We start from the raw sequence: 18,364 nt of genomic DNA on the forward strand, positions 1-18,364 counted from the left end.
GACTCTGATGGGTGTTCCCGCTGGTCGGAGCGGGAGTGACGTCGTTGCGGATGGAGCGCGGATGGAGCGGATGGAGCGGGTCTAGCAGGCGGAGCGGGTCTAGCAGGCGGAGCGGGTCGAGCAGGCGGAGCGGATGGAGCGGGCGGAAGCGTCAGTGGACCCAGCCGGTGAAGCCCTGGCCGCCGCGGCGCGGGCGGACCGTCGGCTGGGGGGCCGGTGTGGCGGCCGGGCGGGCGGCCGGCTCGCCCGCCTCCAGCGCGCCGGCGACGGCCCGGACCAGCCAGGCGTTGAGGGAGAGGCCCTCCTGCCCGGCGGCCTCCTCGGCCCGGGCCTTGAGGTGGGCGGGCAGGCGCAGATTGATCCGGGCGGTGCCCGTCTCGTCAGACTCCGGCACCATGGGCGGCGCCACTGGCGCCACCGATGCCACCATCGGCGCCATCGGTGGCACCACGGACGGCACATCACCGTGGAAGGTGTCGGCGCCGGGCGGTACGGTGACCACGAACTCGGGATCGAGCCCGCGCAGCCGCACGTCCACCGAGCCGGGGGCGAGCTCGCGGGTCACTTCGCCCATCGCGGCCGAGAGCGCGTTGAGCAGGGTGAGCCGCACGGCCGAATCCAGCGGCAGCGTCAGCCGCTCGGCCAGCGCGCGGGCTTCGTCCCCGCCCGTGCCCGCAGCCACCGCGAGCTCGTTCCGAAGGTTTTCGACGTACGGCGTGAGGTCCATGGCTTCAGCATGGCACAGCAGTGGTGCCATGTCGAGCCATTAATGGCGCCACTTTGGCGCCACTTCCGAGCGGGAACAGAAAACCGCCCCGCCGGCAGCTGCCGGCGGGGCGGTTCACGGGGCACTTCACGGGGCGTCCACCAGGGCGGACGCCGGGAATCAGGCCTTCCAGCCCGCCAGGTACGCGTCGATCTCGCCGGCCAGCCGCGCCTTGCCCGCCACGTCCAGGAAGGACGCCTCGACCGCGTTGCGCGCCAGCGCCGCCACCCCGGACTCGTCCAGGCCCAGCAGCCGCGCCGCGACGGCGTACTCGGTGTTGAGGTCGGTGCCGAACATCGGCGGGTCGTCGCTGTTGACGGTGACCAGCAGCCCGGCGTCCACCATCCGCTTGATCGGGTGCTCCTCGATCCGCTCCACCGCCCGGGTGGCGATGTTCGAGGTCGGGCAGACCTCCAGCGGGATCCGGTGCTCACCCAGGTAATCCAGCAGCGCCGGGTCCTTCACCGACTGCGTGCCGTGCCCGATGCGCTCGGCGCCGAGCACCCGGATCGCGTCCCAGACCGTCTCCGGCCCGGTGGTCTCGCCCGCGTGCGGGACGCTGCGCAGGCCGGCCGCCCGCGCCCGGTCGAAGTAGGGCTTGAACTGCGGGCGCGGCACGCCGATCTCCGGGCCGCCGAGGCCGAAGCTGACCAGGCCCTCGGGGGCCAGGTCGACGGCGAGCCGGGCGGTCTCCTCGGCGGCCTCCAGGCCGGCCTCGCCGGGGATGTCGAAGCACCAGCGCAGTACGACCCCGAGTTCCTTCTCGGCGCGCAGCCGGGCGTCCTCGATCGCCTCCATGAAGGCGACGTCCGGGATGCCCCGCTTGACCGAGGAGTACGGGGTGATGGTCAGTTCGGCGTACCGGATGTTCTGGCGCGCCATGTCCTCGGCCACGCCGTAGGTGAGCGCGCGGACGTCCTCGGCGTCACGGATCAGATCCACGACGCTCAGGTAGACGTCGACGAAGTGCGCGAAGTCGGTGAAGGTGAAGTACTCGGCGAGCGCCGCCGGGTCGACCGGCACCTTCGACCGGCCGCGGTGGCGGGCCGCCAGCTCGGCGACGACGCGCGGCGAGGCCGAGCCCACGTGGTGGACGTGCAGCTCCGCCTTGGGCATCCCGGCGATGAACGCCTCGATGCCCCCCTGGCCACTGGGGTTTCCGATCCGACTTCCGTCCGGCTGGACCACGGTGGTTCCCTACTTCCTCTACACGCGTACCGACAGGTGCTGGCAAGGATAGGCCGCCCCGGGGTCAGCCTCCGAGGGCGGTCGCCACAGTGTGGATGAGCAGCCCGGCCATGGCACCGACCACGGTGCCGTTGATCCGGATGAACTGCAGGTCGCGGCCCACGTTGGCCTCGATCTTGCGGGAGGCGTCGTCGGCGTCCCAGCCCGCCACCGTCTCGGAGATCAGCGAGGTGATCTCGGCGCGGTAGGTGTCGACCAGGTACTGGGCGGCGTCCTGGAGCCAGCCGTCCACCTTGGCCTGGAGCTTGGCGTCGGTGGCCAGGCGCGCACCGAAGCTGCTCACGCCCTCGCGGATGCGCCGGCGCAGTTCACTGTCCTCGTCCTCGGCCGCGTTCACCACCAGGGTGCGGACGGCTGCCCAGGTGGAGGCGATCAGGTCCTGCACCTCGGGTCGGGCCAGCAGCTCCACCTTGGCCCGCTCCACCCGGGCGATGGTCTCCGGGTCGGTCTGCAGTTCGGTCGCGAAGTCGGCGAGGAAGTTGTCGATGGCGCCGCGGGCCGGGTGGTCCGGGTCGTCCCGGATGTCGGTGACGAACCGCATCAGCTCCTTGTAGACCCGCTCGCCGACCTGGTGGTCGAGGAACTTGGGCGTCCAGCCCGGGGTCTTCTGGGTGACCCGCTGGACCACCTCCTCGTGGTTGGCCGTCAGCCAGCCGTGCGCCCGGACGGCCACCAGATCGACCACGCCGTGGTGCCCGCCGTCCGCGACCACCTTGCCCAGCATCCGGCCCATCGGCTCGGCCACCGAGGTGGCCGCCGCCCGCCTGGTCACCGCCTCGGCGACGACCGCCTGCACGTCGTCGTCCCGGAGCACCGCGAGCACCCCGCGCAGCGCCGCCGAGGCCTCCTTGGTGACCCGCTCGGCACTGCCCGGCGCGGCCAGCCACTCCCCCAGCCGCCGGGCGATGCCCAGCGACGCGAGGCGGCCGCGCACCACGTGACCGGAGAGGAAGTTGTCGCCGACGAAGTCGCCGAGCGAGCGCCCGAAGGCGTCCTTCTTGGTCGGGATGATCGCGGTGTGCGGGATCGGCAGGCCCAACGGGCGGCGGAACAGCGCCGTCACCGCGAACCAGTCGGCCAGCGCGCCGACCATGCCCGCCTCGGCGGCCGCCGCCACGTACCCGGCCCAGGCGCCGGCGCCGGCCGCCTTGGCCCAGGTGGCGAGGGCGAAGACCAGGCTCGCGAAGGCCAGCAGGCCGGTCGCGATGGTCTTCATCCGGCGGACGCCATGTCTCTTCTGCTCGTCGGCGGCGGTGAACCGGACCCCGGGGCCCGTACCGCTGAAGGCTTCGTCACTCACCCCGCCAGTCTGCCCGCTGCCCAGCGCGGGCGAGGGCGCGCCCCGCGATCACGCGCCTGGTTGCGCGCCCGGGCACGCCTCGCGCGCAACCAGGCGCACGCCCCGTACCCGCCCGCTCACGCCGCGTGCGGTACGCCGTGCCCGCCGACGCGGCGAACCGCGCGCCCCGCACCACGCGTCCTCGGGCCCTGAACCGCAGCCCCCTCAGGCCCCGCCCGGCACGATCACGCCCCGCCCAGCACGATCCGCCGCACCCCCTCGACCGCCCACGCCGCCGGATCCGTGCACCGCCGCCCGTCCAGCAGCACCCGCACCCCCGGCAGGTCCTCCGGTGCCAGCCCCCGGTACTCCGGGTGGTCCGCCTGGAGCACCGCCGCCACCACCGGCTCCCCGTCGTACGGGGGCAGCCCGAGCGCCGCCAGTTCCCCGCCCCGGTACAGCGGATCGCTGACGTACGGCCGCGCCCCCGCCGCCCGCACCGCCTCGACCAGCGGGAACACCCCCGAGTACGCCGTCTCCTTGACCCCGCCCCGGTACGCCGCCCCGAGCACCAGCACGCCCTGCCCGGCGATCCCGCCCGCCAGCGCGCCGTCCAGCACCCCGACCGCGTACCCGGGCATCTCCAGGTTGGCCTCCCGGGCGGCCCGCACGACCGTCGCACCCGGGTCGTTCCACAGGTACAGCCGCGGGTACACCGGGATGCAGTGCCCGCCGACCGCGATGCCGGGCCGGTGCAGGTGGCTGTACGGCTGCGAGTTGCACGCGTCGGCGATCTCCGCGAAGTCCACCCCGACCCGGTCGGCGTACCGGGCGAACTGGTTGGCGAGCGCGATGTTGACGTCCCGGTAGGTGGTCTCGGCGAGCTTGGCGAACTCCGCCGCCTCCACCGAGGCCAGCTCCCAGACGCCGTTGGGCCGGGGCAGGTCGGGGCGCGGGTCGAAGTCCAGCGCGGCCCGGTAGAACTCGGCGCCGCGCCGGGTCGAGGCGGCGTCCACGCCGCCGACCAGCTTGGGGTAGCGCCGCAGGTCGGCGAAGACCCGCCCGGTGCGGACCCGCTCCGGGCTGAACACCAGCGCGAAGTCCGCCCCGGCGGCCAGCCCGGAGCCGGCCGCCAGCCGGGGCGCCCAGCGGCCCCGGGTGACGCCGACCGGCAGGGTGGTCTCGTAGCTGACCAGGGTGCCCCGGCGCAGCCCGGCGGCGACGGCGTCGGTGGCCGCGTCGAGCAGGCCGAAGTCCGGGGTGCCGTCGGCGACGGTGACCAGCGGGACGACCAGCACCACGGCCTCGGCGGCGGCGACGGCGGCCGTGGTGTCGGTGGTGGCCCGCAGCCAGCCCTCGGCGACCACCCGCTTCAGTGCCTCGTCCAAACCCGCCTCCCGAGGGAACGGCGGCACGCCCTGGTTGACGCTGTGGACGACCCCGGGGGCGATGTCCGCCCCCGTCACCCGGTGCCCCTTCAGCGCGAACTGCACGGCCAGCGGCAGGCCCAGCTTGCCCAGCCCGACCACGCAGACGTCCATCGCCCGACTCATCCCCGCACCCCGCTCATCCTCGCGTCCCCTTTCCTCCGGGGCGCCCAGCCTCCGGCGTCCCCGGCCTCCGGGGGCCCGCTCACCCCCGGCCCCCGTTCACCGTGTTGGCAAGCCGGCGCCACACCGGGTACCGCCGCAGCCCGCGCCGCAACTGGGCCGGCACGGCGCCGCGCCACACCTGCTGGGCCAGGTTGAGCGACGGGACCTCCACCGGCAGCCGCACCGGCTCCTCGCCCAGCAGGAACAGCTCGTCCGGCAGGCCCAGCCGGGCGTCCCGGAACGCCGGGTAGCCCGCGTAGTGCCGCCGCCCGTCGACGACCACCGGCGGGTCGCCGTGCGCGGCCTCGTACCGGATCAGGTCCCGCAGCGCCTCCGGCCGGACGGCGGCGGCGAGTTCGAGCCGCAGCCGCTCGGCGACGGGCAGCCGCGGGTAGACCGCGCGGGCGTCGAAGCGCTCGACCAGCCGGCCGACCTCGGCGCAGACCTGCTCCTGCACGGCATCGTCGAGCAGTAGGAAGTCGTCCTGGAGCAGCCGCGGCACGTCCCAGGCGAAGCTGCGGGCCCGGATCGCGTCCAACTCCCCGCCGGGCGCGGCCAGATCGGCGGCGACCTGCTGCAACGCCGCGATCCCGCACAGCCGGTCCAGCACCCCGGCCCGCTGGGTGACGTTGCCCAAGTCCTGGCGCAGCACCAGGAAGTAGCAGTCATAGTCGGCGAGGACGGATACCCGGCCGGCCCGCAGGCAGGCCTCCAGGGTGAACGGCTGGTCCGAGAAGACCTTCAACTCCTCGTCGCGGCGCAGCCCGTGGCGCCGGACGAGGTCCATCCGGAACAGCTTGGTGTCGGACAGCGCCCAGGCCAGCGCCGAGTCGGTGAAGCCGACGGACTCGGCGTTGGCGTGGAAGATCCCCTGCGGCACCAGCCGCCCGTTCACCCCGACCTGCTTGGGCACCAGCACGTCCGAACCCCAGGCGTCGGCCGCCGTGACCAGCCGCTCCAGCGCCTCGGCGCCGAGCCAGTCGTCCGCGCCGAGGAACAGCACGTAGCGGCCGCGGGCCAGCGCCAGGCCCCGGTTGGTGGGGGCCGCCGGGCCGCCCGAGTTGGGCTGGTGCACCACCCGGAACAGCCCGGGGTGGCGGGCGGCGTAGTCGTCCAGGACGACTTCGCCGCCGTCCGTGGAGCCGTCGTCGACGACCACCACCTCCAGCCGCCCGGGCGCCAGGGTCTGCCCGACCAGCGAGTCCAGGCAGGCGGTGAGGTAGGGCATGGTGTTGTAGACCGCGACCACCACGGTCACATCGGGTCCGGTCATCGAGAAGCGCTGCCCTCCGGTGTGCTGTTCGCCGAGCGATGCAACGTCAACTCGGCTGCCCGCCGGGGAGTCACGTGCCCTCCCCGGACGGGTGACAGCGCCCGAACGGACGTTTCAGGGCGTCCAGGGCGTCCGGAGCGTCCGGAGCCAGGACGCTCAGCCGATCGCCACCTCCGTGTACATCCGCGCGATCACGTCCTCGATCGCCGGCTCGCGCACCGACAGGTCCACCAGCGGATAGCGCGCGGCCACCGCCGCCACGATCGGCGCGGCGCTCTGCTGCGCCGGGAAGGCCAGCCACTGCCGGGGCCCCTCGACCTTCACCACCCGGGCGCCGGCCACCTCGATCGCGGGCCGGGCCTCGGCCAGGTCGACCACCAGGGTGCGCTCGCTGCGCCCGGTGGCGTGCAGGCCGTCCAGCCCGCCGTCGTAGACGACCCGGCCGTGGTCGATCACCATCACCCGGCCGCAGAGCTGCTCGATGTCGGTCAGGTCGTGCGTGGTGAGCAGCACGGTGGTGCCCCGGTCCCGGTTGACCTCGCGCAGGAACTCGCGCACCTTCCCCTTGCTGACCACGTCCAGGCCGATGGTCGGCTCGTCCAGGTAGAGCACCTGCGGGTCGTGCAGCAGCGCCGCCGCGAGGTCGCCGCGCATCCGCTGGCCGAGCGAGAGCTGGCGGACGGGGGTGTCCAGCAGCTCTTCCAGGTCGAGCAGTTCGACGCAGCGGGCGAGGTTCTCGCGATATCGGCGGTCGGGGATGCGGTAGATCCGGCGGGCGAGTTCGAAGGAGTCGCACAGCGGGAGGTCCCACCAGAGCGTGGTGCGCTGGCCGAAGACGACGCCGATCCGGCGGGCCAGCGCGACGCGTTCGCGGGCCGGGTCCACTCCGGCGACGCGCAGCCGCCCGCCGCTGGGCACGAGGATGCCGGTGAGCATCTTGATGGTGGTGGACTTGCCGGCGCCGTTGGGGCCGATGTAGCCGACGCACTCGCCGGCCTCGACGGTGAAGCTCAGCCCGTCCACCGCGCGCACCTCGCGCTTGACCCGGCTGAAGCGGCCGGTGCGGGCCCGCACGGTGAAGGTGCGGCGGACGTCCTCGAGTTCGATCAGTGCCATGGGGGTTCCTTGCGTAGGAGGGGGGTTCAGCTACCGGCGCCTCGGTAGGTTCAGCTGCCGGTGCCGCGGTAGGCGCGCAGCCCGGCCCGCCAGGCGAGCCCGGCGGCGACGACGCAGAGCGCGGCGGCGAGCGGGGAGGCGTACTGGAAGGCGCTGGGCAGGCCGAGCGGGTCGGGCCGGCCGAGGATGTGCAGGGCGGGCAGCCAGTTGACGAAGGCCAGCGGGACGCCGAAGACCACGCCGGCCACCAGTTCCTTGGCGAAGATGGTCGGCGGGTAGTGCAGCAGGGTCGCGCCGCCGTAGGTGAAGGAGTTCTGGATCTCCTTGGACTCGCCCCACCAGAACTGCACGGTCGCGCCGCCGACGTAGATCGCGCCGAAGATGACGCTGCCGCAGACCAGCAGGGCGGGCACCAGCAGCACGCGGTCCCAGGTCCAGTGGACGTCCAGGGTGGCCAGTGACCAGGCGAGCACGGCCAGGGCCTGGATCGGGCGGCCGAGCCGGCGCAGCGAGAAGCGTTCGGCGCACAGTTGGGCGAGCGCGGGCGCCGGCCGGATCAGCATGGTGTCCAGCGATCCGTTGAGGATCCGCACGCCGAGGCCCTCGACCGAGCCGACCAGCAGGTTGGCCACGCCGAGGGCGAAGGTCGCGGTGCCGTAGAGGAAGGCGATCTCCGGCAGGCGCCAGCCGCCCAGCTGGTCGGTGTGCCGGAACATCAGCACCAGGACGACGAAGTCCAGCGAGTGCGTGGCCAGGCTGGCCACCAGGTTCAGGGCGAAGGAGGCCCGGTAGGCCATCATCGAGCGCATCCACATCCGGGCGCACAGCCACCAGGAGCGGACCGCCCACGCGGTGCGGGGCACGATCGGCTCAGCCACCCTGCACCACCACCTTGCGGGTCGCCAGCCACTGGGCGCCCCGGCCCGCGGCGAGCAGGGCGACGGCCCAGGCGAGCTGGAAGCCGAGCGCGCCGAGCAGGCCGGCGCCGGTCGAGCGCTCCAGGAAGACGTCGGTCGGCACCTTCACCAGCGCCGCCCAGGGCAGCACCGCGGCGAGATCGCCGAGCAGGCCGGGGAAGAGCACGATCGGCAGCAGCATCCCGGAGAAGAACATCGAGACCACCAGCATCACCGAGCGCACCCCGTCCGAGTCGTGCAGCCAGAAGCCGGTGATCGAGGCCAGGAAGCGCAGCCCGAAGCTGACCACCAGCGCGAGCAGCACCGAGAGCAGGAAGACCGCCCAGGTCAGCGGCTGCTCGGGCATCCGGGTGCGGAACACCAGGGCGCCGACGAGCAGCGGCACGGTGCCGCGGACCAGCAGTTGGAAGGCGGCCCGGCCGAGGTCGGTGGCCAGCCACCAGCCCTGGAAGTCGACCGGGCGGTAGAGGTCGACGGCGATGTCCCCGCTGCGGAAGCGGTCCTGGAGGTCGTCCTGAAAGCCGCCGCCCCACACCGCGACGGTGACCAGCAGGGCCTGGCTGACCCAGATGTAGGTGACGGCCTGGCTCTGGTCGTAGCCGCCGAGGCTGGGGCGGGCCTGCCAGAGGGCGAGGAAGGAGGAGGCCAGGATGATGCCGAAGACGGTGTTGGTGAAGGTGCCGGCCAGGGTGGCGGCCCGGTAGGTGGAGTAGCGGCGGAAGGCGCCGCGGGCGACGGCCGCGTAGAGCCCGAGGACGGGGAGCGGTCCGGTGGGATCAGGAGGGCGTGCGGTCCGCGTCTCCGCGGGTGCGAGATTCAGCATATTGTCTCCTTGTCGACAAATACGGGCAGATGGATGCCCGCCGACGTCCGCGCACACCCCAGCGGCTCCGACCGGCCGAACCCGGGGGTACCGGGCCGAACGCGCGGAGCTGACGGAACTGGGTGCGCTGTGCGGGTGCGCTATGCGAGGGCGCCATGCGAGGCGCTACCTGGTTTGCACCTTTCACCGTAGCGCCGAGGACCAGCCGCCGCACCCGGTTTCCCCGAGCACGCCAACCCCCCGACCACCCCCTGATCGGCCATCAAATAGCACATAATCGCGGCATGACCTTGAGCACCCGACGCCAGGCCAAACGAGCCGCCCGCCGCGCGGCCCGCCGAGCCCTCCCCCGCTGGCGCCGGCTCCTGCCCACCTGGCGCATCACGCTCGGCGCCCTCACCGCCGCGCTCCTGCTCACCGCCGGCGCCTTCGCCGTGCTCTACGTCATCGTCCCGGTGCCCGACCCCAACGCCCACGCCGTCGCCCAGAACAACATCTACCTCTACGCCGACGACACCACCGAGATCGCCCGCACCGGCGCCGTCAACCGCACCGACGTCACCATCGACCAGATCCCCCCGCAAACCCAGCACGCCGTCGTCTCCGCCGAGGACCGCACCTTCTACCGCAACCGCGGCATCGACCTCAAAGGCATGCTCCGGGCCGGCTGGAACACCCTCACCGGCAAGGGCACCCAAGGCGGCTCCACCATCACCCAGCAGTACGTCAAGAACTACTACCTGACGCAGGACAAGACCATCGAACGCAAGGGCCGAGAACTCTTCATCGCCCTCAAGGTCGACCAGCAACGCGACAAGCCCGAGATCCTCGCCGGCTACCTCAACAGCAGCTACTTCGGCCGCGGCGCCTACGGCATCCAGAGCGCCGCCCACGCCTACTACGGCGTCGACGTCTCCGCCCTCACCCTCGCCCAGGGCGCCTACCTCGCCTCCCTCCTCCAGGCCCCCAGCAGCTACGACGTCAAGACCGCCACCCCCGCCAACCGCGAGAAGGCCATCGCCCGCTGGCACTACACCCTCGACGGCATGGTCCAACTCGGCTTCCTCACCGACGCCGAACGCACCGCCACCACCTTCCCCGAACCGATCGACCCCCAGCCCGCCACCGGCCTCTCCGGCCAGGCCGGCTACCTCGTCGGCGTCGCCGACGACTACCTCGTCTCCGCCGGCATCATCGACACCGCCACCCTCAAGGCCGGCGGCTGGCGCATCACCACCACCTTCGACAAGCCCAAGCAGGACGCCTTCCACAAGGCCGTCCAGGACGAACTCACCGACGAACTCGACCCCCAGCGCCGCCCCGCCACCGACACCGACGTCCGGGTCGCCGGCGCCTCCGTCGAAGCCGCCACCGGCCGCGTCGTCGCCGTCTACGGCGGCCCCGACTACGCCAAACAGCCCTACAACGACGCCCTGCGCCAGGACAACCAGATCGGCTCCACCTTCAAACCCGTCGACCTCGCCGCCGGCCTCATCGCCCAACACACCCTCGACGGCCGGCCGATCACCCCCGACACCCGCTACGACGGCACCAGCGAACGCCCCGTCACCGGCGGCCCCACCCCCTACGCGCCGCCCAACGAGGACGACGTCGACTACGGCAACATCACCCTGCGCTACGCCATGGTGAAGTCCGTCAACTCCGTGTACGCGCAGGAGGGCGTCGACGCCGGCCTCGCCCGCGTCCGCGACACCGCCGTCAAACTCGGCATCCCCGACAGCGTCCGCGGCATGGACCCGGCCAACACCTCGATGACCCTCGGCACCGCCACCCCCAGCGCCCTCGACCTGGCCGGCGCCTACGCCACCCTCGCCAACCACGGCCAGGCGAACGCCCCCTGGTCCGTCCTCAAACTCGCACGCGTCCACACCGGCGGCGCCGTCGACGCCCCCAAGATGCCCGACCACACCCCCGTCGACGCCATCGACCGGCCCTACGCCGACACCGTCACCGACGTCCTGCGCGACGTCATCGGCCCCCGCGGCACCGGCGCCGCCGCCCTCGACCTCGGCCGCCCCGCCGCCGGCAAGACCGGCACCACCGACTCCAACCTCTCCGCCTGGTTCGCCGGCTACACCCCCGAACTCGCCACCACCGTCGGCCTGTTCCGCGAGAACCCGAAGACCCACGCCAAGGAACCACTGGCCGGCACCGCCGGACTCGCCCGGATCAACGGCGGCACCTTCCCCACCCGGATCTGGACCGCCTACATGAGCGCCGCCCTCGACGGCACCGCCACCCAGCAGTTCGACCTCCAGACCGGCCGCGACACCCCCGCCCCCGGCTTCAGCCCCAACAGCAGCGCCACCACCACCCCCAGCCCCACCGCCACCACCCCCACCACCGGCGGCGGCAGCAGCGAGGAACCCCCCAGCAGCACCCCCGTGCCCGACACCCCCACCCACGCCCCCAGCGCGCCCGCCCCGCAGCCCACCACCACCCAGGAACAGCCCAGCCCGCAGGCACCCCAGCCCACCACCACCCAGGAGCAGTCCAGCCCCACCCCCCGACCCATCCAGACCCGGCCCACCCACCCGACCACGCCACCCAGCACCACCGGCGCCGCCACCAACCCGGCGACGAGCGCGACACCACCGGCCCAGCGGGCCACCCCGCCGGCCCAGTGAGCCGCTTCACCGGCCCAACGCGCCGTCCCGCCGGCCGCTGAACCACCCCGCCGATCGGTGAACCACCCCGCCGGCCGGTGGCCTACCCCGCCGCCAACTCCCGCTCCAACGGCGACCGGAACCGCGGCGTCACCCGCACCTCCCCCAGCCAGCCCGCCAGACGCGCCGCCTCCGCCGCGATCGCCGCCCCGGCCTCCGCCCCCACATCACCGAACAGCCGCCACACCACCTCGCCGTCCGGCCGCTGCGCCCAGCCGCCCACCACCCGGCCGCACCACCACACCGTCGGCCCGGCGTTCCCCGCCCGGTCGAACAGCGCCGGCACGTCCTCCGGCCGCAGGTACCAGTCCCGCCCCCGCCAGCCCATCACCGTCGGATCCAGCGCCGGCAGCAGCGCCGCCCACGGCTCCGGCTCCGCCACCGGCCCGGCATCCCCCGGCAGCACCAGCGCCGCCGCCCCGCCCGCCAGCTCCACGTCCTCGGCGCCCACGTCCGCCAGCGCCCGGCGGGTGTCCCCCAGCGTCCAGCCCGTCCACCACTTCACGTCCTCGACGGTCGCCGGGCCGTACCCGGCCAGCCAGCGCCGCACCACCTCCGCCTTCGCCTCCCGCACCGGCGCCTCCGGCCACTGCGGCACCGGCGCCCACGGGTAGACGTTGCTCAGCCAGGACCCACGCGGACGGCCCCGCCGCACGTGCCCGTCCGCGGCCAGCACCCGCAGCAGCCGACTGCCCACGCTCTGCCGGCTCTCGTACGGCTTGCCCGCCGACATCAGCATCGTCTCGCGCAACTCCGGTACGTCGTCCCCGAGTTCCTTGGTCGTCGCCTCGCCGCGCCGGGCCACGGCGGCCAGCACCGCGCGCTCCGCCCCGGCCAGCCGTGCCTCGTCCCAGCCGTCCGCGTGGTCCCGCAGGTGCTTGAGCAGCGTCGCCCGCTCCCTCGCCGCGATCGCCCGCGCCGTCGACGAACTCACGTGCGGCGCGAAGCCCTCCGTCACCGCGAACAGCGTCCGCCGCATCGACAGCAGCTTCACCAGCGTGACGTCCTCGTACAGCGCCCGGTCCACCTCCGCCGCCGACGGCTCCACCAGCCGCGCGCACGCCGACAGGTACACCGTCGCCGGGTCCGACGCGTGCAGCCCCACCAGCGCGTCCACCACCTGCTCCACCCGCGCCACCCGCACCGACGGCGCCAGCAACTGCCGCCGCCCCACCCGGGCCCGCCGCTCACCCTCGCCGATCACCGGCACACGCCTCGTCATGCCGGGACCCTAGCGCCCACCACCGACAGGCCCGGACCCCAGTGCCCCCACCACCGACAGGCCCGGACGCAAGGAGCCGGCCGGGGCACCGCCCCGACCGGCTCACGCCACGTCCGTGCTCAGAGGTTCAGAGGTAGAGCCCGGTCGAACCCTCCGTGTCGCCGAAGCGGGTCGCCGCCACCGCGTGCAGGTCACGCTCGCGCAGCAGCACGTAGGTGGCGCCGCGGACCTCGACCTCCAGCTTGTCCTCCGGGTCGTACAGGACGCGGTCACCCGGCTCCACCGAGCGGACGCTCTGGCCCACCGCGACGGCCTCCGCCCAGGTGCAGCGCTTGGACAGCTCCGCGGTCGCGGGGATCAGGATGCCGCCGGTCGAGCGGCGCTCACCCTCGCTGCCCTCGATCCGCACCAGCACGCGGTCGTGCAGCATCCGGATCGGCAGCTTCTCGCCCAGCCGGTCGTGCCGCGCCGCCTCGTACTCGGGTGCGGCGGAGGAGGCCTGCGGGGTCGGTTCGTCGTTCGTACTCACGATCCCGAAGGTACCGCCCCCGGGCGCGCGGCGTGACGCGGGCCCGGCATGCGGGAAGCCGCGGCACCCGCGAGGCCGGGCACACCCCCAGGTCAGGGCACACTCCCCGGACCTGGGCACACCTTCCGGGCCCGGGCACACCGAAAGCCGGACGCCTCCCGCGCCCGGCCCTCACCCCGCGCCCGTTCAGCCCTTGCGGCGCTTCCGGGCGGAAGCCACCAGCAGCAGCACGCCCACGCCGACCAGCGCGGCCGGGACGATCCGCTCCGTACGCGGCTGCCCCTTCTCGTCCACGAACTGCGCCCGCACCTTCTCCACCACGCCGTTGGCGGCCACGTACGCCCGGCCGGCCTTCTCCTCGACGGCGGCCACGGCCTTCGCCTTCACCTGGGCGCTGATCGTGCTCGGGTGGACGCGCACGGCCAGCTCGTCCAGGGTGGCCGCCAGCTGGGTGCGGGTCCGGGAGATGTCCGCCTCGATCTGGGCGGTCGTCCGCGCCGACTTGTCCTTCGTGCTCGCCTCGCCCACTCGGGCCACCCCATTCACTTGCTGATGTTGTCCTGTGCGACTGACCCAGTCTGTCAGTTGCCGAGCAGGGCCGCGCGACCCCACCCACCATCGGAGGTAAGTTTGCCGTGCTATGACCGCCCGCCCCAGCAACAGGAGATTTACCCGTGAGTGAGCGTCTCCAGCCCGGCGACACCGCGCCCGCCTTCAGCCTGTCCGACGCCGACGGCAACCAGGTGTCCCTCGCCGACCACCTGGGCCGCAAGGTCATCGTCTACTTCTACCCGGCCGCGCTCACCCCCGGCTGCACCAAGCAGGCCTGCGACTTCACCGACAACCTGGAGGTCCTCGCCGGCGCCGGCTACGACGTCATCGGCGTCTCCCCGGACAAGCCGGAGAAGCTCGGCAAGTTCCGCGAGGCCGAGAACCTCAAGGTCACCCTGGTGTCCGACCCGGACCACCAGGCGCTGGAGGCCTACGGCGCCTACGGCGAGAAGCAGAACTACGGCCGCACCTACGTCGGCGTGATCCGCTCCACCGTGATCGTGGACGAGCAGGGCAAGGTCGAGCGCGCGCTGTACAACGTGAAGGCCACCGGGCACGTCGCCAAGCTGCTGCGCGACCTCAAGGTCGAGACCGCCTGACGCCCCGGCGCCCGGCGCCCCGCTCGCCCGGCACCCCGCTGAACGAAGCGGTGGCGGCACACCCCCCGACCGGGTGCACCGCCACCGCCGTCTCTCACCTCAGGGCGCCGTCAGCAGGCCCCGAGGTCGCTCCAGACGCCCCACGAGCCGCTGGCCGCGGGGTCGTCGCCCTTGGTCCACCACTTGTTCTGGTAGTAGTGGCCCTTCCACGACACCTTGGTGGTGGCCGCGTACGTGGTGCCCGCGTCCCAGCTCGGGGCGGCCGTGCAGGCCCCCGTCGTCGGGGTGGCGGTCGCGGTGGCCGTGGCCGTCGCGGTCGGCGAGGCCGTCGCCGTCGGGGAGGCCGTCGGCGAAGCAGTAGCGGTCGCGGTCGCGGTCGCGGTAGGCGTCGGGGTCGGGGTAGGCGTCGGGGTCGGCGTGCCACCGTCCACCGCGCCCCGGGTCAGGTCGCCCTTGAGCCCGTACAGCGTGCCGTTCACGTTGACCGTCCAGTTCGACGGGGTCGAGACCGGCAGGTAGTAGACGAAGTCCAGGTCCACCGAGGCGCCCGGCGCCAGCGACTGCCAGCCCGGCAGCTTGACCGACACCCGGTTGTAGGTGCCCTTCAGGCCGCCCACGTTGCCCGGACCGGGGTTGTCCTGCCTGATGACCTGGAGGCCGAACCCTGACTGGTCCTTGGCGTTGCCCGGAGCCGAGTTGCTGTAGTCGAACTGGAACTCGGTGCCGCCCGGCAGGGTCGTCGTCGAGTTGTTGACGATGTGGATCTTCGGGTTGATCGGGTAGTTCGAGTCACCCAGCGCGAAGTTGGTGAACGACACGTCGATCGGCAGGGTCTGCTGCGGCAGCGGGACCGTCGAACGGGTCGCGCCGTACGGCGTGGCCGCCTTGAACTTGTCGTACATCAGCGAGGTCAGCGTCGAACCCGGCACGTACTCGCCCTTGCCGCCGTTGGCGCCCGCGTCCCACTTGTAGTCGCCCGCGAGCTCCCAGATCATCGCGCCGCCGGCGCCCTGGTTGACGATGTAGTCCGCCTTGGCACCCACCGACTGCTCGTCCTCGGTGGAGAGGAACACCTTCTTGGCGTCGTTCCACAGCCACGGCGCCACCAGGCTGCTGCTGTAGTTGCGGGCGTAGGTGCCCTGCAGCGCGGTGTCCTTCACGCCGTACTTGGCCAGGTAGTCGGGCAGGATGCCCTTCTCCAGGTTCTTCGCGTGCCACATCGGGTTCGACCCGGCCGGGGACTCCTTGCCCGCGTCGTCCTTGTCGTTCCAGATGTTGTCGATGCCGACCGCGCCGTCACCGCAGGAGGTCAGGCCGGAGCCGACCGGGCAGGTGGTCGCCGCCGCGGTGCCCCAGAGGCCGTTGGTGCCGCCCGTGACGTTCTTGAAGCCCCGGGTGTAGTACGGCAGGCCGACGTTGATCCGGCCGCCCGGCATCGCGCCGCGGAAGTAGTGGTACGACCAGTCGGCGTTCAGGTAGCCGATGCCGCCGTACTGGCCGGTGCCGTACACGTTGGCCGCCGCCAGCTCGCCGTCCTTGCCGTCGTCGAACAGCGAGGCGTTCGGGCCGACGTACTTGTTCCAGGCGCCGTGCAGGTCGTACGACATGATGTTGACGTAGTCCAGGTACTGTGCCACCTGGAAGGTCTCCATGCCGCGCAGCAGGTAGCCGGACGACGGGGCCGCGACCGACAGCAGGTAGTGCCTGCCGTCGGCGGCGCCGGCCCGGTCCAGGTTCTCGCGCAGCGTCTTCATCAGCGCCGCGTAGCCCTTCGCCAGCGAGCCGCGCTTGGAGTTGGCGAGCTGCCAGTCCAGCGGGTTGCCGGCGTCCTTCATCGAGGTCGGGTACTCGTAGTCGACGTCGACGCCGTTGAAACCGTACTTGCGGATGAAGTCGACGGACGAGGCGGCGAAGGTGTCGATGCCGGCCTGGTTGACGCTGCCGTCCGGGTTGACGGTCATCGAGTAGAAGCCGCCGGAGTTGACGCGCTTGCCGTCGTCCCCGAAATAACCGCCGGTCTCGGTCCAACCACCCACCGAGATCAGGGTCTTGACGTTCGGGTACTGCTTCTTGAACTTCGTCAGCAGATTGAAGTGGCCCTTGTAGGGCAGCGTCGGGTCCAACTCGGCGCCGGGCACGCCCGGGAAGGAGATCCCGGTGGCCTCGTTGGTCGGGCCGTCGGCGCCGACGGAGAGCTTGTTGTCACCGCCGACGTGGCCGAACGCGTAGTTGAGGTGGGTGACCTTGTCCCAGGGGATGTCGTTCACCAGATAGGGCTGGTCGCCGTTCTTGCCGGTGCGCCAGCCGGTGAAGTAGCCGATGATGCGGCGCTGGTGGTCCGCGCCCATCTTCTCGCGGCCGCCGGTGTCGTAGACCGAGCAGTACGGGACGTCCACGCCGGGCGTCTGGTACAGGCCGTCGGGGCGACAGGCCCCGTTGTCGACGGTCGCGGACGCCTGCGAGGGCACCGCGCCCAGCGTCGACAGCAGCAGACCGGCCAGACCGGCCGCCGCCAGCGAGATCGCGCCCGCCCGGGCAGCCGGGCTCTTGCGACGGAGTGCGGCGGTGGGACGCCGCTCCGCCGTGTTTCGGATCAACACTCGGTCCTCCGGGAGAGAGTGTCGGCGCGTGCCTGTGGGGGAGCACGCACGTGGGGGATTGCAATTGGCGCCGAAGCTATGTGGTCTGAACCACATAGGTCAATAGGTCTGTACCAATTGGTAATCAAACCCCCAACCCCGCCGGTCACCCCACCGACGACAACAAGTCACCCCCTGGCCGAAACCCCGTCACCCGTAACCAAATCCCCCACCGATCGTTCGCACACCGGGGGACGGGCGAACCACTGCCCGAAGGGGAACAACCATGCCGGTCAAGTACACCCGCGAACTGCTCGCGTCGCTCGCGGCCGAGTCCAGCAACGTCAACGACATGATGCGAAAGCTCGGCGTGCCGATGGCGGGCGGCACCCACAGCTACCTGAGCCGGCGGCTCCGGCACTACGGCATCGACACCTCGCACTTCAACCACAGCAGGCCCGACTACGGGCGGCGCCGGTACCCGCGGGACGTGATGGCCGAGGCGGCGGCGCACAGCGACAGCATCAACGGCATGATGGCCTACCTGGGCGTCACGCCGTACGACAGCCTCTACTCGTACCTGAAGAAGCGCCTGGTCGAGTTCGACATCGACACCGCGCACTTCACGTTCAGGGGCGACGGCCGCAACAAGGCCGCAGCCATTCCCAAGGAGGTGCTGGCGCAGGCCGTGGCCACGCATCGAAGCATCCGCGGCGTGATCCTTGCCGTCGGGATGACCGACTGCGGCAACTCGCGCACGCTGGTGCGGGAGGCCATCGACCACCACCAGCTCGACACCGGCCACTTCACCGGGCGGGCACACAACAAGGGCCGGAAGACCGGGCCCCGGCGCACGGCCGAGGAGCTACTGGTACGACGCCCGCCAGGAAGCCACCGCGTTCCGGGCGACCGGCTCCGCGCCATGCTCGTACACATCGGGCACCCGGACGTGTGTGAGCTGTGCGGCACGCCTCCGACCTGGCTCGGGCAGCCGATGACCCTGGAGGTCGACCACGTCAACGGCGACTGGCTCGACAACCGACGCGACAACCTCCGCCTGCTCTGCCCCAACTGCCACTCCATCACGCCGACCTACTGCGGCCGAAACAGGAATCGCGACGACGCGGAGAGGGATGCCGCCTAACGCGGCAGCCGACAGGGAAAGGTGGCCGCATCGGAAGC

15 protein-coding genes are annotated in these 18,364 nt (G+C 72.5%); 3 read left to right on the forward strand and 12 right to left on the reverse strand.

The window, feature by feature from the left end; all coding sequences use genetic code 11:
• Positions 1-151: 151 nt before the first annotated feature.
• The 8 genes from AB0R04_RS11820 to AB0R04_RS11855 all read right to left on the reverse strand — a co-directional run bounded on the left by AB0R04_RS11820 (position 152) and on the right by AB0R04_RS11855 (position 9,014).
• Positions 152-727: a YlcI/YnfO family protein gene (locus tag AB0R04_RS11820; RefSeq protein ID WP_363370242.1), complete on the reverse strand. Its 576-nt coding sequence runs from the start codon at positions 725-727 to the stop codon at positions 152-154.
• A gap of 159 nt (positions 728-886) precedes the next feature.
• Positions 887-1,954 carry an adenosine deaminase gene (locus AB0R04_RS11825; RefSeq protein ID WP_363370244.1) on the reverse strand — a complete coding sequence of 356 codons (1,068 nt, stop codon included), beginning with the start codon at positions 1,952-1,954 and terminating at the stop codon, positions 887-889.
• 64 nt (positions 1,955-2,018) lie between these two features.
• A complete protein-coding gene (locus AB0R04_RS11830) occupies positions 2,019-3,314 on the reverse strand; it encodes a DUF445 domain-containing protein (RefSeq protein WP_363370246.1) in 1,296 nt (431 codons plus the stop codon).
• 224 nt (positions 3,315-3,538) lie between these two features.
• Complete coding sequence (locus tag AB0R04_RS11835) at positions 3,539-4,834, reverse strand: nucleotide sugar dehydrogenase (RefSeq protein WP_363370375.1); 1,296 nt, start codon at positions 4,832-4,834, stop codon at positions 3,539-3,541.
• A gap of 91 nt (positions 4,835-4,925) precedes the next feature.
• Positions 4,926-6,158, reverse strand: a complete 1,233-nt coding sequence (locus AB0R04_RS11840) for a glycosyltransferase (protein ID WP_363370248.1) — start codon at positions 6,156-6,158, stop codon at positions 4,926-4,928.
• Between the two features lie 156 nt (positions 6,159-6,314).
• Complete coding sequence (locus tag AB0R04_RS11845; protein WP_363370250.1) at positions 6,315-7,274, reverse strand: ATP-binding cassette domain-containing protein; 960 nt, start codon at positions 7,272-7,274, stop codon at positions 6,315-6,317.
• A 50-nt stretch (positions 7,275-7,324) separates the two neighbouring features.
• The gene (locus AB0R04_RS11850) at positions 7,325-8,152 is read right to left on the reverse strand and encodes an ABC-2 family transporter protein (RefSeq protein WP_363370252.1); all 828 of its coding nucleotides are present in this window, start codon (positions 8,150-8,152) and stop codon (positions 7,325-7,327) included.
• Complete coding sequence (locus AB0R04_RS11855) at positions 8,145-9,014, reverse strand: ABC-2 family transporter protein (protein ID WP_079135855.1); 870 nt, start codon at positions 9,012-9,014, stop codon at positions 8,145-8,147. The genes AB0R04_RS11850 and AB0R04_RS11855 overlap by 8 nt, the downstream gene beginning before the upstream one ends.
• A 284-nt stretch (positions 9,015-9,298) precedes the next feature.
• Between AB0R04_RS11855 and AB0R04_RS11860 the strand changes: the two genes are divergently transcribed.
• Positions 9,299-11,662, forward strand: a complete 2,364-nt coding sequence (locus AB0R04_RS11860; protein ID WP_363370255.1) for a transglycosylase domain-containing protein — start codon at positions 9,299-9,301, stop codon at positions 11,660-11,662.
• An 82-nt stretch (positions 11,663-11,744) separates the two neighbouring features.
• Here AB0R04_RS11860 and AB0R04_RS11865 read toward each other — a convergent pair whose 3' ends face one another.
• From AB0R04_RS11865 to AB0R04_RS11875, 3 genes are all read right to left on the reverse strand, one after another.
• Entirely contained in the window at positions 11,745-12,923 is a 1,179-nt protein-coding gene (locus AB0R04_RS11865; RefSeq protein ID WP_363370257.1) for a winged helix DNA-binding domain-containing protein, read from the reverse strand.
• 127 nt (positions 12,924-13,050) lie between these two features.
• Positions 13,051-13,353: a co-chaperone GroES gene (locus AB0R04_RS11870; RefSeq protein ID WP_079136310.1), complete on the reverse strand. Its 303-nt coding sequence runs from the start codon at positions 13,351-13,353 to the stop codon at positions 13,051-13,053.
• Positions 13,354-13,638: 285 nt separating this feature from the next.
• Complete coding sequence (locus tag AB0R04_RS11875; RefSeq protein WP_063349226.1) at positions 13,639-13,980, reverse strand: DUF3618 domain-containing protein; 342 nt, start codon at positions 13,978-13,980, stop codon at positions 13,639-13,641.
• A gap of 146 nt (positions 13,981-14,126) precedes the next feature.
• On the opposite strand from AB0R04_RS11875, the gene bcp reads away from it, so the two are divergent.
• Positions 14,127-14,603 carry a thioredoxin-dependent thiol peroxidase gene (gene bcp / locus AB0R04_RS11880; protein WP_363370259.1) on the forward strand — a complete coding sequence of 159 codons (477 nt, stop codon included), beginning with the start codon at positions 14,127-14,129 and terminating at the stop codon, positions 14,601-14,603.
• A 110-nt stretch (positions 14,604-14,713) separates the two neighbouring features.
• Here the strand turns inward: bcp and AB0R04_RS11885 are convergent, their stop codons facing one another.
• Positions 14,714-17,125, reverse strand: coding sequence for a chitinase C-terminal domain-containing protein (locus AB0R04_RS11885; protein WP_363370377.1), 2,412 nt, complete (start codon positions 17,123-17,125; stop codon positions 14,714-14,716).
• Between the two features lie 343 nt (positions 17,126-17,468).
• Here AB0R04_RS11885 and AB0R04_RS11890 point away from each other — a divergent pair, with 343 nt between their 5' ends.
• On the forward strand, positions 17,469-18,326 hold the full coding sequence (locus AB0R04_RS11890; protein ID WP_363370261.1) for an HNH endonuclease: 858 nt from the start codon (positions 17,469-17,471) through the stop codon (positions 18,324-18,326).
• Positions 18,327-18,364 lie beyond the last annotated feature (38 nt).

It is taken from the genome of Kitasatospora sp. NPDC056731 (assembly GCF_040687675.1).
Taxonomy (GTDB): domain Bacteria; phylum Actinomycetota; class Actinomycetes; order Streptomycetales; family Streptomycetaceae; genus Kitasatospora.

Excerpts from the sequence above, each read along its gene's own strand:
- AB0R04_RS11840 (WP_363370248.1), bottom strand. The coding sequence starts at position 6,158 with ATGACCGGACCCGATGTGACCGTGGTGGTCGCGGTCTACAACACCATG.
- AB0R04_RS11835 (WP_363370375.1), bottom strand. The coding sequence starts at position 4,834 with ATGGACGTCTGCGTGGTCGGGCTGGGCAAGCTGGGCCTGCCGCTGGCC.
- AB0R04_RS11865 (WP_363370257.1), bottom strand. The coding sequence starts at position 12,923 with ATGACGAGGCGTGTGCCGGTGATCGGCGAGGGTGAGCGGCGGGCCCGG.
- AB0R04_RS11855 (WP_079135855.1), bottom strand. The coding sequence starts at position 9,014 with ATGCTGAATCTCGCACCCGCGGAGACGCGGACCGCACGCCCTCCTGAT.
- AB0R04_RS11870 (WP_079136310.1), bottom strand. The coding sequence starts at position 13,353 with ATGCTGCACGACCGCGTGCTGGTGCGGATCGAGGGCAGCGAGGGTGAG.
- AB0R04_RS11845 (WP_363370250.1), bottom strand. The coding sequence starts at position 7,274 with ATGGCACTGATCGAACTCGAGGACGTCCGCCGCACCTTCACCGTGCGG.
- AB0R04_RS11860 (WP_363370255.1), top strand. The coding sequence starts at position 9,299 with ATGACCTTGAGCACCCGACGCCAGGCCAAACGAGCCGCCCGCCGCGCG.
- AB0R04_RS11890 (WP_363370261.1), top strand. The coding sequence starts at position 17,469 with ATGCCGGTCAAGTACACCCGCGAACTGCTCGCGTCGCTCGCGGCCGAG.
- AB0R04_RS11820 (WP_363370242.1), bottom strand. The coding sequence starts at position 727 with ATGGACCTCACGCCGTACGTCGAAAACCTTCGGAACGAGCTCGCGGTG.